Genomic DNA, 12,971 nt, shown 5'->3' with positions numbered 1-12,971 from the left:
GCTTCGTCCTTCGAAGAACAGCCCGGACTTGTTGTCCAGGCGTCCACCGCACCACCTGAAAGAGGCACTCTTCGTGCGTAAGAACATCAAGCTCACCGCCGGCGTCGCCGCCACCGCAGCCCTCGCCCTCGGCCTCACCGCCTGCGGCACCTCGTCGGACCCGTCCTCCGCCAAGGACGCGGCCGGCTCCGCCGACAAGCCCCTCGTCGTCGCCGCGTCCCCGACGCCGCACGCCGACATCCTCAACTTCGTCAAGGACAACCTGGCCGAGAAGGCCGGCCTGAAGCTGGAGGTGAAGGAGTTCACGGACTACGTCCTGCCGAACACCGCCACCCAGTCCGGCCTGGTCGACGCCAACTTCTTCCAGCACAAGCCGTACCTCGACGACTTCAACCAGAAGAACAAGACCACCATCGTCCCGGTGGTCAACGTCCACCTGGAGCCGCTGGGCCTCTACTCCAAGAGCCTCAAGTCGGTGAAGGACATCAAGCCCGGCCAGACCATCGCCGTGCCGAACGACACCACCAACGGCGGCCGCGCGCTCCAGCTGCTCGCCGAGAACGGCCTGATCACCATCAAGCCGGGCGTCGGCACCAACGCCAAGCTGTCCGACATCACCGACAAGAAGGGCCTGGAGTTCAAGGAGCTGGAGGCCGCCACCGTGCCCCGCGCCCTGAACGACGTGGACGCCGCCGTCATCAACGGCAACTACGCCATCGAGGCCAAGCTCCAGCCGGCGAAGGACGCCCTCGTCCTGGAGAAGGCGGAGGGCAACCCCTACGCCAACTTCCTCGCCGTCAAGGAGGGCAACGAGAAGGACGCCCGCGTGCAGAAGCTCGCCGAGCTCCTCAACTCGCCCGAGGTGAAGAAGTACATCGAGGACACCTACAAGGGCTCGGTCATCCCGGCCTTCGGCGCCGTCAAGTAAGCCCCGGCGTCCGAGGGACCGTCAGACCGGTTCCCCCGTACAGTCCTTGCGCAGAAGGCCCCCGCATCCCGTCCGGTGCGCGGGGCCTTCGGCGTACCCCCGCCCGACATCCCACCCGGCCATGCGCACCGGCGGTCGCATGCTGCATGCTGTGCGTTCACGGTCGATTCGGACGGTCCACGGCATGGAGCTGCGCATGACTACCACCTTTCCGGACATCTCCATCAACACGGACCGGTTGGTGCTGCGCGCGCTCGAGGAGGCGGACGCCCCCGCCCTCGCCGAGATGATGAACGACGAACTCGTCGCCGCCTGGACCGCGGTGCCCCAGCCGTACACCGAGGCGGCCGCCCGCACCTGGATCACCGAGTACGCGCCCACCCAGCGCGCCGCCGGCCGGGGCATCGACCTCGCCGTCACCGAGTTCCTCACCCAGCGCCTCGTGGGCATCATCCAGTTGGCCAAGACCGACTGGAAGGTCCGCTCCACCGAGATCTCCTACATCGTCGCCCCCTGGGCCCGCGGCGAGGGCTACGCCTCCGAGGCCGCGCTCGCCACCGCCCAGTGGCTCTTCGGCGACCAGAAGTTCGAACGGATCGAACTGCGCACCGCGGCCGACAACACCGCGTCCCAGCAGGTCGCCCAGAAGATCGGCTGCATCAGCGAGGGCGTCCTGCGCAACGCGTGCATAGCCCGCACCCGTACCGAGGACGGCAGCTGGACCGACCTGCGCACCGACTTCATCGTCTGGGGCCTCCTCCCCGAGGACCTCGACGGCGTCGCCGACCAGATGGCCGAGGCCGGGTACTCCTCGTACACCGACTGGAGCTGAGCCCCCGGGGTCATCCCGGGGTACGCTCGGCACGCCCCCGACCTGCGACAACACCATAGGAGACAGACGACGATGGCCGACCGCGTCACGGTGATCGGCTGGGACGGCTCGCCCCTCACGGAGGCGGCCCGGTCCGCTCTGTCCGCCGCCACCCTCGTGGCCGGCGCCGCCCATCACCTGGCGCTGCCCGAGGTGCCCCCCGACGCCGAACGCATCCGCCTCGGCAGCGTCGACCTCGCCGCCCGCCGCATCGCCGGCCACCGCGGCACCGCCGTCGTCCTGGCCGACGGCGACCCCGGCTTCTTCGGTGTCGTCCGCACCCTGCGCGCCCCCGAACACGGCCTGGAGATCGAGGTCGTGCCCGCCGTCTCGGCGGTCGCCGCCGCCTTCGCGCGGGCCGGCATGCCCTGGGAGGACGCCCGCGTCGTCGTCGCCCACCAGCGGACCCTGCGGCGCGCCGTGAACGTCTGCCGCGCCCACCCCAAAGTCGCCGTCCTCACCTCGCCCGGCGCCGGACCGGCCGAACTCGCCCTCCTCCTCGACGGGGTGCACCGCACCTTCGTCGTCTGCGAGGAGCTGGGCACCGACCGCGAGCAGGTCTCCGTCCTCACCTCCGACAAGGCCGCCGACCACGTCTGGCGCGACCCCAACGTCGTCCTCGTCATCGGCGGCGTCAGCGGCGGCACCGTCGTCCCCGGCGGCACCTGGCTGACGGGCCAGGACCCGGCCGTCCGCTCCGTACGGGGCTGGGGACTGCCCCTGGAGGAGTACGACCCCGAGGGGTACGGGCCCGGGAGCCCCGGCCCCGGCTCCTCCGCGCGGGGCGGGGCGCGCACCACGGCGGGCGAGGACCCCGCCCTGCGCGCCGCCCAACTGGCCCGCCTCGGCCCCCGTACCGGCGACCTCGTGTGGGACATCGGCTGCGCGGGCGGGGCCTTCGCCGTCGAGGCCGCCCGCTTCGGCGCCGCCGTCATCGCCGTGGACGCCGACCCGGCCGCCTGTGCCCGCACCGAGGCGGCCGCCCGCCGCCACGGCGTCCCCCTCCAGACCGTCCCGGGCCGCGCCCCGCACGTCCTGGAGAGCCTCCCCGAGCCCGACGTCGTACGGGTCGCGGGCGGCGGGGTCCCCGTCGTCCGGGCCTGCACCGAGCGGCGCCCGGAGCGGATCGTCGCCCATGCCTCCACCCGCGACGAGGCCGAGGCGATCGGCGCGGCCCTCGACGGCGGCGGCTACGCCGTCGAGAGCCTCCTCCTCCAGACCGTCGGACTCGACCCGGCCGACTGGTCGGAACGCGAGCGTTCGGTCGTCTTCCTGCTGTCCGGACGCAGGATCGACCGTGCCCCGTGACCCGGCCGCCCCGCCGGGGCAGGGTAGGCTGGCCGATTGTTGTACCGGACCCGGACGTTCGACACTCTGTGCGTCAATGTCCTGAATTGGTGGCTCCTTTGTGTCGCTGATGTGGTACGGGACAAGGGGGGACCGCGCGACGTGGCGCAGTCCACAGCGCACCGTGGCGGATCTCCCTGCCACGATGGCCGAGGACCGCGACAATAAGTGGGTGTCCGCGTGTCCTTCGTGCCGCGCGGCGCGCGCGCTCGTTGTTGTCGACGGGCGCAGGTCTAAGGAGCACAAGCGATGGGCGAGGGGTACGCATGACGGACACCGGCCAGGTCCCGGGCGAGGGACTGCCGGAGAACGCAGGCATGGTCGAGCAGCCGGGCATCCCCGCACCGGGCGCGTACACCTTCCTGGACCCCTCCGAGCACGCCACCGAGGACGACGACCTGCTTCTCATGCCGGGCGCCCAGGGCGCCTGGAGCGAGCACCCGCCGGGTGTCGCGCCCGCTCCGCCGGTCGCCGTACCGGCACCGGCGACGGCACCCGTGGTTCCCCACCAGGCGATGCCGCACCAGGGCGTTCCGCAGCCCGCGGCCCCGATGGGCGACCCGCTCACCGATCCGCTGACGGACCCGCTCACGGGCCCGTACCCCGACTCCGTCGCCCTCGCCGACGTGCTGACCGCTCCGCAGGGCCAGACGCCGCCGCAGGGCGTCCCGCTCGGCCACGCCGCCGGCACCCCGGCGCACGGCGTCCCCGCCGCGGCGTACGAGCAGGTCGCCACCGACCACGGCTACGAGCCGGGCATCCTCGACACCGGCGCCCACGAGGCCGCCGGCCGCGACACGGGCTCCGTCGACCTCGGCGGCGTCCGCGTGCCGCCGCCCGGCACGGCCCCGGTCCCGCCGCCCGCCCGCCGCCCGCTGCACATGGGCCCGCCGGTGCCCGACGTCACCGGTGGCGTCGTGCTCTCCCTGGCCGACCGCGGCCCGGCCGCGCCGGCCGCCGCTCCCGCCCCGCAGCCCGTGCCGGCCGTGGCCACCGAGCCCGCGCCCGTCCCGCTGCGGAACCCGGGACCGCCCACGACGGGCCCCGAGTACTTCGACATCCCGCAGGACCAGCAGCTCGCGCCGCAGGGCGCCGAGCCGTGGGCCGCGCAGCCCCAGGAGGCCGCGCCCCTGGTCGCCTTCCCCGCAGAAACGGTCGTCCCGCCGACGGCCCGGTTCGTCCAGGTCGAGGGCTCCGTCCCGACCGCCCCGCACCTGGCTCCGACCCCGGTAGCCGAGCCGGTCGCCGAGCCGGTCGCGGAGGCGGCCACCGAGCCGGTCGCCGCCGAGGCCGAGGCGCCGGCCGCGCTGCCCGAGACCGAGGCCCCCGCTGCGACGGAGACCGTCGCCGAGGCGGCCCCCGAAGCCGTTCCCCCGGTCGCCTCAGGCACCCCGGACGAGACCCCCGGGGACATCGCTCCCGAGACCGTCGCCGCCGAGGCCGCCGACGCCCAGGCGCTCACCGTGCCCGTGCCCCGTGAGGCCGAGCCCGCCGCGGAGACCGCCGTACCCGCGCCGGCGGAGGCCGGGGAGCCCGAGCCCGCCGCGGCCGCCGTGGCACCCGAGGCCGCGCCCGTCGACGTACCGGCACAGCCGGCGGAGGCGGTCGTGGAACCGGTCGCCGAGGCTGCCGCGGAACCCGTCGCCGCGCTGGTCCCCGAGCCCGTCGCCGCGGCGGAGACCCCGTCGGAGCAGACCCCCGACGAGATCCCTGCCGAGGCTCCTGGCGAGACCCCTGCCGAGACCCCGGTCGAGGCCGTCGCCGACGAGATCCCCGTGGTCGCGGAGGACGCGTCGGAGGCCCTGCCCGAGCAGGCCGACGCCGCCGCCGAAGCCGTCATCGCCCAGCAGCCGGAGCAGGCCGCTCCCGCCGCCCCGGAGACGCAGCAGCAGGAGGAGGCCGCGCCGGAGGTCCTCGCCGAGGCCGCGGAGGCCGTCGAGGCCACCGGGACCGCCGAGGCGCCCGAGCCGGTCCAGCCCGTGGCCGCGGTGGCCGACGAGGCCCCGACCGCCCCGGCACCGCTCGCCGCGGAGGCCCCCGAGGCCCCCGAGGCCGGCCCGGAAGCCGCCCCGGCGGCCGACGCCGAGATCGTCCCCGACTCCGCCCCCGAAGCCCTCGCGGACCCCGCCGAGGCCGACGTGGAGACGGCCCAGGGCGCTCCCGCGCCCGGCTACGACGACGCCGAGCGCGAGGCCGTCCTCCGCGTGATGCGCGAGCGCCGCGACATCCGCAACGGCTTCCGCTCCGACCCGATCCCGCACGAGGTGCTGCTCCGCGTCCTGGAGGCCGCCCACACGGCCCCCAGCGTCGGCCACTCGCAGCCCTGGGACTTCGTCGTCATCCGTTCCGCCGAGACCCGGCAGACGATGCACGAACTGGCCCAGCGCCAGCGCGAGGCGTACGCCAAGTCGCTGCCGAAGGCCCGGGCCAAGCAGTTCAAGGAACTGAAGATCGAGGCCATCCTCGACACCCCGGTCAACATCGTCGTGACCGCCGACCCCACCCGGGGCGGCCGCCACACCCTCGGCCGCTACACGCAGCCGCAGATGGCCCCGTACTCCTCGGCGCTCGCCGTCGAGAACCTCTGGCTCGCCGCCCGCGCCGAGGGCCTCGGCGTCGGCTGGGTCAGCTTCTTCGACGAGCGCGAGATGGTCCGTACCCTCGGCCTCCCCGAGCACCTCGAAGTGGTCGCCTACCTCTGCGTGGGATACGTCGACGAGTTCCCCGACGAGCCCGAGCTGGCGCAGGCGGGCTGGTCCAAGCGCCGCCCGCTGGCCTGGGTCGTCCACGAGGAGACGTACGGCCGCCGCGCCCTGCCCGGCGAGGAGCCGCACGACCTCCTCCAGGAGACCGTCGCCAACATCCGCCCGCTGGACGCCAAGGCGCTCGGCGAGGCATGGGAGCGGCAGAAGCGGATGACCAAGCCGGCCGGCGCGCTCGGCATGCTGGAGATCATCTCGGCCCAGCTCTCCGGCCTCTCCCGGATGTGCCCGCCGCCGATCCCGGAGCCCGCGGCCGTCGCGATCTTCGCCGGCGACCACGGCGTCCACGCCCAGGGCGTCACGCCCTGGCCGCAGGAGGTCACCGGCCAGATGGTGGCCAACTTCCTCGGCGGGGGAGCGGTCTGCAACGCCTTCGCCAACCAGGTCGGTGCCGAGGTCTGCGTCATCGACGTCGGCGTCGCCTCCGAGCTCCCGGCCACCCCCGGCCTGCTGCCCCGCAAGGTCCGCCCCGGAACCGGCGACTTCACCACCGGTCTCGCGATGACCCGCGACGAGGTGCTGGCCGCGATCGAGGTCGGCATCGAGACCGCCCGCGACCTGGTCGCCGCCGGCAACAAGGCGATCCTCACCGGCGAGATGGGCATCGCGAACACCACCGCGTCCGCCGCGCTCATCTCGGTCTACACCGGGGTCGACGCCGCCGAGGTGACCGGCCGCGGCACCGGCATCAACGACGAGACGCACGCCCGCAAGGTGGACGTGGTCCGGCGCGCCCTCGAACTCCACAAGCCGGACCCGGCGGACCCGATCGGCGTCCTCTCGGCGGTCGGCGGCCTGGAGCACGCGGCCCTCGTCGGCCTGGTCCTGGGTGCCGCCTCGCTGCGTACCCCGGTCATCCTCGACGGCGTCTCCACCGGCGCGGCGGCGCTCGTGGCCCGGGCCATCGCGCCCGAGTCGCTCGCGGCCTGCATCGCCGGCCACCGCAGCGCCGAGCCCGGCCACGTGGCGGCCCTCAACAAGCTCGGCCTGCGCCCCCTGGTCGACCTGGACCTCCGCCTCGGCGAGGGCACGGGCGCGCTGCTCGCGCTCCCGCTCGTGCAGAGCGCGGCCCGCGCGATGCACGAGGTGGCCACGTTCGACTCGGCGGGCGTCACCGAGAAGTAGCACCGCCCTGCGCGTCCCCCACCCACTCAGGCGAGTGGGGGACGCGCAGGGACCGTGTTCGGGACGGAAAACGTGACGTGTGGCGCCCACCGAGGGGCCACCGTCCCAAGGGCCGGGGCACCGTGGATCACGCAGTCCCGAACGCGGTCGGGGAGCGGCGCCCACGTCCCGGATCCCTCGGCTGGGCATCCGCGACACCGCGTCGCCCACGTCCCGGACCCCGGCGGGACATCCGTCACACCTTGCAAACCCCAGGTCACAGATATCGTGACTGTGCACGAGCCGCTTCACCGCCGCAGCGGCCCCCTCGCCCGCACCGCCACGCTCTCCGAGGAGCCGCTCACCCATGGCCGAGAACGCCGAGCACCCCGCCTACCCCGTCGGACTGCGCCTCGCCGGCCGCCGCGTCGTCGTCCTCGGCGGCGGCCAGGTCGCCCAGCGCCGGCTTCCCGCGCTGATCGCCGCAGGCGCCGACATCACGCTGATCTCCCCGTCGGCCACCCCCTCCGTCGAGGCGATGGCCGAGGCCGGCGAGATCCGCTGGACCAAGCGCCGGTACGAGGACGGCGACCTCGCCGACGCCTGGTACGCACTGGTCGCCACCACCGACCCGGCCTCGAACGCCGCCGCCTCCGCCGAGGCCGAGCGGACCCGCACCTGGTGCGTGCGCTCCGACGACGCCGAGGCGGCCACCGCCTGGACCCCGGCCACCGGCCGGGACGCGGGGATCACCGTGGCGGTGCTCACCGGCCACGACCCCCGCCGCTCCGCCGCCGTGCGCGACGCGATCGTCGAGGGGCTCCGCGAAGGTTCGATCGCCGCGCCCGCGCACCGCGCCCGTACCCCCTTCGTCGCCCTGGTCGGCGGCGGCCCCGGCGACCCGGACCTCATCACCGTGCGCGGCCGCCGGCTGCTCGCCGAGGCGGACGTGGTCATCGCGGACCGGCTCGGCCCGCGCGACCTCCTGGACGAGCTGCCCCCGCACGTCGAGGTGATCGACGCGGCGAAGATCCCGTACGGCCGCTTCATGGCCCAGGAGGCCATCAACAACGCGCTCATCGAGCACGCGAAGGCCGGCCGGTCCGTGGTCCGCCTCAAGGGCGGCGACCCGTTCGTCTTCGGCCGGGGCATGGAGGAGGCGCAGGCGCTCGCCGCGGAGGGCATCGCCTGCACGGTGGTCCCCGGCATCTCCAGCTCGATCTCGGTCCCCGGCGCGGCGGGCATCCCGGTCACGCACCGCGGGGTCGCCCACGAGTTCACGGTGGTCAGCGGCCACGTCGCCCCCGACGACCCGCGCTCGCTCGTCGACTGGGCGTCCCTCGCCAAGCTCACCGGCACCCTCGTGATCCTCATGGGCGTCGACAAGATCGGGAAGATCGCCGAGGCGCTCATCGCCCACGGCAAGAACCCCGAGACCCCGCTCGCCCTGGTCCAGGAGGGCACCACGGCGACACAGCGCCGCGTGGACGCCACGCTCGCGACGGTCGCGGAGACCGTCAAGGCGCAGGAGGTCCGTCCGCCGGCCGTCATCGTCATCGGCGAGGTCGTCACCGAGGGCCCGGACAAGCTCGTGAAGTGACCCCGGAAGCGCCCACGCGACGCGACCGGGGACAACCGAACCCCGCACACATTGGCACCACACCCCGGACAAGGCAGTATCACCTCGTGGCCGAACTCATCACGATCGACGACCCCGACGACCCGCGCCTGCGCGACTACACCGGCCTGACCGACGTCGAACTCCGCCGCAGACGCGAACCGGCCGAGGGCCTGTTCATCGCGGAGGGCGAGAAGGTCATCCGCCGGGCCAGGCAGGCGGGGTACGAGATGCGGTCGATGCTGCTCTCCGCCAAGTGGGTCGACGTCATGCGGGACGTCATCGACGAGGTCCCGGCACCCGTGTACGCGATCCAGCCGGACCTCGCCGAACGCGTCACCGGCTACCACGTGCACCGCGGCGCGCTCGCCTCCATGCAGCGCAAGCCGCTCCCGGACGCCGCCGAACTGCTCGCCGGCGCCCGGCGCGTGGTCATCATGGAGTCGGTCAACGACCACACCAACATCGGCGCCATCTTCCGCAGCGCCGCCGCCCTCGGCATGGACGCCGTCCTGCTCTCCCCGGACTGCGCCGACCCGCTCTACCGGCGCTCGGTGAAGGTCTCCATGGGCGCCGTCTTCTCCGTCCCGTACGCCCGGCTGGACACCTGGCCCCGCGGTCTGGAGACCGTGCGCGAAGCGGGCTTCAAGCTCCTCGCGCTCACCCCGGCGGAGAAGGCGACCTCCATCGACGAGGCCGCCCCGCACAAGCTGGAGCGCGTGGCGCTGATGCTCGGCGCCGAAGGCGACGGCCTCTCCACCCAGGCCCTCCGCGCCGCCGACGAATGGGTCCGCATCCCCATGGCCCACGGCGTCGACTCGCTCAACGTCGGCGCCGCCGCAGCCGTCGCCTTCTACGCGGTCGCCACCGGCCGACCGGAGTCCTGAAGCCCCCGCCGGACCCCGGTCCGGCGGGACCTTCCCGACGGCAGGCCCTAGCCCTGAAGGGCCTGAGCGGCGGCGATTCCCAGGGCCACGACCAGCGTCACGACCACGAAGACGAAGAGGCGCTGGCGCAGCAGCCGCGGGTTGGCGGGGCGGCGGCCGGTCGACGTCGAGCGGGCGCCGGGCCGGGTGCCGGTACGCGACTGGGGGCGCGAGCCACCGGTCCGGGGACCCCCGGAGGGCCGGGAGGACGGTCCGGGACCACGCCCGGCCGGCCGGTCGCGTTCGGCGCCGCGGTCGCGGTCCGTACCGCGCTCGGGGTCACGCCCGCGCGTGTCCCGCTCGGTGTACCGCTCCGTCGGCCGGGCAGGGTGCCGCTCCTCGACCCGGTCCCGCTGCACGGGCGGCCGTGAGGCCGGCAGCCCCTGCGCCTCGCGCGCCGCGATCTCCTTGAGCCGCATCGACAGCTGGAGCGTGCTCGGCCGGTCCTCCGGGTCCTTCGCCAGGCAGGCCCGGACCAGGGGCGCCAACGCGTCCGGCACCCCGTGCAGCTGCGGCTCCTCGTGCACCACCCGGTAGAGCATGACCTCGGAACTGCCGTGCCCGAAGGGCGAGTCCGCCATCGCCGCGTACGCCAGGGTGGCGCCGAGCGAGAACACGTCGGTGGCCGGCGTGACCGCCGCACCGCGCACCTGCTCGGGCGCGAGGAAGCCGGGCGAGCCCACGGCCGTGCCCACGTGGGTCAGGGTGCTGGCCCCGGTGGCCCAGGCGATGCCGAAGTCGATGATGCGGGGGCCCTTGGGGGAGAGCAGGATGTTCGACGGCTTCAGGTCCCGGTGCACCACCCCGGCCTCGTGGACGGCGACCAGGCCCTCCGAGAGCGCCGCCCCGATCGAGGCCACGTCGGCGGCGCGCAGCGCGCCCTCCTCGGCGACCCGGTCGTGCAGCGAGGGACCGGGCACGTACTGGGTGGCGAACCAGGGGCGCTCGGCCTCCAGGTCGGCGGCGACGAGCCGGGCCGTGCAGCCGCCGCGGATGCGCCGGGCCGCCGACACCTCACGGGCGAACCGCGACCGGAACTCCTGGTCCTCGGCCAGGTCGGGCCGGATCACCTTCAGCGCCACGCGCTGGCCGCGCCGGTCGGACCCCAGGTACACGACGCCCATCCCGCCGGCCCCCAGCCTGCGGTGGAGCCGGAACGACCCGACGATCCGCGGATCCTCGCGCCGGAGCCGCATCATCGCCATGTCCGTCCCCTCGTCCGTTCGACGTGGCACAGCTTACGTAGTGGCGCCCGCACGTGCTCATAGGCCGCGCCCTCGGCCTGGATCGATTGTCAGTGCTGACGGGAACACCGCCGACCCGCACGGGACGTCGGCACATGCCAACCCCCCTTGTCCGGACATCAGTTGACGGACCGTCGCGAAAGCCGCCGACCGGTCCGGGGGGCCAGACCCCGGCTTCGCGCGCCCGCCCGCGCGGTCGGCACCCCGCGAAGTGAGCGAAGTCACGCCCGCCGGCGCGTCCCCTCCGGGAAGACCCCGTGTCCGAGGCCCCCTTCTCCACCCAGGGGAGTACGCCACACGGGCGGGCGTCATCCTCCGGGAGGCCCGGAAGTCGGTACGCGGGCATGACGTCCCGGCCCTCCCCGCTCCCTAGTCTTGAAGTCAAGCGGCGGGTACAGCACTCGTCCCCCGAGGTTACGCACCCGCCGCGCCGAACATGACAGGAGAGGACCCATGGCCTTCACGGCACCGCGGACGAGCACCCGGCCTTCGGGCCAGCGCCACCCCCTGGTGGCCACCGCCATGGTCCTCCCTCTCGCGGCCCTGCTCGTCGTCGTCTTCGGCGGCTGGGACGCGGTGGTCACACAAGCGTCGTCCGTGGGCGTGATGCTGGGGCGCTGAGCGGCGCCCCGGACCCGGGAGAGCGGCCCGGGTCGGGACATCCGGCCATCAACCCCGTGGGGACGGGGGTGCGGCGGACGGCAGCGTGGGGCCGGTCAGCTGGGGAGCTGACCGGCCCTCGCGCTTTCCCACCACGAAACGCCTCCCCGAAACCCGTCGCCGCCCGCGATCTCGCGACGCACGGCCCGCGGGTCGGAGCGGAGGAGCACGGGCCGATCCCGCCGTCGCCCACCGGGTCAGCCTTCGGGCCGGCCCCGTCGTCGCCCGCCGGGTCATTCTTCGGGCCGGACCCGTCCTCGCTTGCCGGTCCACCCTTCGGGTCGGAGCCGGGGGAGTGCTGGCTGGCCCCCACCCCGTACGCTCCCCGCGTGGACTTCCCCGCCCAGACCCCGCCCACCACTGGCCCGCCCACCCGGAACCGGCCCACCCCGAACGCGCCCACCCCGCCCCCGCCCACCCCGACCCCGCTCGTGCCCGCGCAGCCCGGCCCGGTCGCTCTGCTCGACCGGCTCGCCGCCGTCGCGCGCGACGCGGCCCACGGGGCCGGTGGGTCCTGTGCGTGCGCGAGCGGTGTCGTCGGGGTGCTCGCCGACCGGGACGACGGGACCGTGGTGCGGCACGGGGGGCTCGTCGCCAAGGCGCATGCTCCGGGGACCGATCCGGAGGCGCACGGCGTACGGCTCGCGCTCGCCGCGCACGCGGAGGTCGCCGGGGTCTTCCTGCCGCCGGTCCCGCTCCCCGGCTCTGCCCCCGGCGTGCTCGACGGGCGTCCCGTCAGCCTCTGGCCGTACGGGCCTCCCGTGGACCCGGCGGACCCGGACGCCGCGCCCTGGGAGGAGGCGGCCCGTCTGCTGGCCCTGCTCCACCGGACGCCGCCGCCCCACGGGACGGAAGGCCGACTGCCGGAGATGCGGGCACCCGTGAAGGCGCGGCTCGCGGTGGAGCGGATGAACCGGTCGGCGGCGGGCCGCCCGGCCACCGCCACCGTCCTCGGCGCCTGGCGGACGCTCCCCGGACCCGCGCATTCCGGTCCGGCCCCCCGGGCGCTCTGCCACGGTGACTTCCACCTCGGTCAACTGGTCCGCGACGACGGGATCGACGGGACCGATGGGACCAGTGGGACCGGTGGCATTGATGGGACCGGCGGGGCTCCGGCGGGGCAGGGGGCCGGGCCGTGGCGGCTGATCGACATCGACGACCTGGGGCTCGGCGATCCGGCATGGGACCTGGCACGCCCCGCCGCGTGGTTCGCCGCGGGCATCCTGCCGCCGGAGGTGTGGTCCCGGTTCCTCGGCGCGTACCAGGAGGCGGGCGGGTCCGCGGTCGGGGCCGATCCGTGGGTCCGACTGGACGGCCCGGCCCGGGCCCTGACGGTCCAGACGGCCGCGTTGGCGGTGGCCAAGTCGACGGCCGAGGGCCGGCCGCTGGACGAGGTGGAGGTGGTGATGATCGACACCTGTGCGCGCATCGCCGGACATCGAACCGTTTCGGCCGCTTCGGCGTCCCCGTAGGGTGAAGCCACCATTCGAACGGCAACGTCAGGGAGTTGA

General features: G+C 74.7%; 9 protein-coding genes. 8 read left to right on the top strand and 1 reads right to left on the bottom strand.

Annotated elements, in window-relative coordinates; all coding sequences use genetic code 11:
* The first annotated feature begins 73 nt into the window (after window positions 1-73).
* From ACFVZH_RS14980 to ACFVZH_RS14955, 6 genes are all read left to right on the top strand, one after another.
* Window positions 74-928 carry a MetQ/NlpA family ABC transporter substrate-binding protein gene (locus tag ACFVZH_RS14980; protein ID WP_384897147.1) on the top strand — a complete coding sequence of 285 codons (855 nt, stop codon included), beginning with the start codon at window positions 74-76 and terminating at the stop codon, window positions 926-928.
* Window positions 929-1,124: 196 nt separating this feature from the next.
* Window positions 1,125-1,760: a GNAT family N-acetyltransferase gene (locus ACFVZH_RS14975; RefSeq protein ID WP_384897144.1), complete on the top strand. Its 636-nt coding sequence runs from the start codon at window positions 1,125-1,127 to the stop codon at window positions 1,758-1,760.
* A gap of 72 nt (window positions 1,761-1,832) precedes the next feature.
* Complete coding sequence (gene cbiE, locus ACFVZH_RS14970; protein WP_384897141.1) at window positions 1,833-3,107, top strand: precorrin-6y C5,15-methyltransferase (decarboxylating) subunit CbiE; 1,275 nt, start codon at window positions 1,833-1,835, stop codon at window positions 3,105-3,107.
* A 305-nt stretch (window positions 3,108-3,412) separates the two neighbouring features.
* A complete protein-coding gene (cobT, locus tag ACFVZH_RS14965; RefSeq protein WP_384897140.1) occupies window positions 3,413-7,033 on the top strand; it encodes a nicotinate-nucleotide--dimethylbenzimidazole phosphoribosyltransferase in 3,621 nt (1,206 codons plus the stop codon).
* 346 nt (window positions 7,034-7,379) lie between these two features.
* Complete coding sequence (cobA, locus tag ACFVZH_RS14960) at window positions 7,380-8,612, top strand: uroporphyrinogen-III C-methyltransferase (protein ID WP_384897137.1); 1,233 nt, start codon at window positions 7,380-7,382, stop codon at window positions 8,610-8,612.
* 86 nt (window positions 8,613-8,698) lie between these two features.
* On the top strand, window positions 8,699-9,517 hold the full coding sequence (locus ACFVZH_RS14955) for a TrmH family RNA methyltransferase (RefSeq protein WP_384897134.1): 819 nt from the start codon (window positions 8,699-8,701) through the stop codon (window positions 9,515-9,517).
* Between the two features lie 47 nt (window positions 9,518-9,564).
* Here the strand turns inward: ACFVZH_RS14955 and ACFVZH_RS14950 are convergent, their stop codons facing one another.
* A complete protein-coding gene (locus ACFVZH_RS14950; RefSeq protein WP_384897131.1) occupies window positions 9,565-10,761 on the bottom strand; it encodes a protein kinase in 1,197 nt (398 codons plus the stop codon).
* Window positions 10,762-11,253: 492 nt separating this feature from the next.
* Between ACFVZH_RS14950 and ACFVZH_RS14945 the strand changes: the two genes are divergently transcribed.
* Both ACFVZH_RS14945 and ACFVZH_RS14940 read left to right on the top strand, forming a co-directional pair.
* A complete protein-coding gene (locus ACFVZH_RS14945) occupies window positions 11,254-11,421 on the top strand; it encodes a hypothetical protein (protein ID WP_362564892.1) in 168 nt (55 codons plus the stop codon).
* A gap of 470 nt (window positions 11,422-11,891) precedes the next feature.
* Window positions 11,892-12,932 (top strand): phosphotransferase family protein, encoded by a 1,041-nt coding sequence (locus ACFVZH_RS14940; RefSeq protein WP_384897391.1) that lies wholly within the window; start codon window positions 11,892-11,894, stop codon window positions 12,930-12,932.
* The last annotated feature ends 39 nt before the right edge of the window (window positions 12,933-12,971 follow it).

The organism is Streptomyces sp. NPDC059534 (genome assembly GCF_042743475.1).
Lineage (GTDB): Bacteria > Actinomycetota > Actinomycetes > Streptomycetales > Streptomycetaceae > Streptomyces.
This window is presented reverse-complemented; position numbering and strand designations above follow the sequence as displayed.

Coding starts and splice junctions, on each gene's coding strand:
- cobT (WP_384897140.1), top strand. CDS start 3,413: ATGACGGACACCGGCCAGGTCCCGGGCGAGGGACTGCCGGAGAACGCA.
- ACFVZH_RS14950 (WP_384897131.1), bottom strand. CDS start 10,761: ATGGCGATGATGCGGCTCCGGCGCGAGGATCCGCGGATCGTCGGGTCG.
- cobA (WP_384897137.1), top strand. CDS start 7,380: ATGGCCGAGAACGCCGAGCACCCCGCCTACCCCGTCGGACTGCGCCTC.
- ACFVZH_RS14945 (WP_362564892.1), top strand. CDS start 11,254: ATGGCCTTCACGGCACCGCGGACGAGCACCCGGCCTTCGGGCCAGCGC.
- ACFVZH_RS14975 (WP_384897144.1), top strand. CDS start 1,125: ATGACTACCACCTTTCCGGACATCTCCATCAACACGGACCGGTTGGTG.
- cbiE (WP_384897141.1), top strand. CDS start 1,833: ATGGCCGACCGCGTCACGGTGATCGGCTGGGACGGCTCGCCCCTCACG.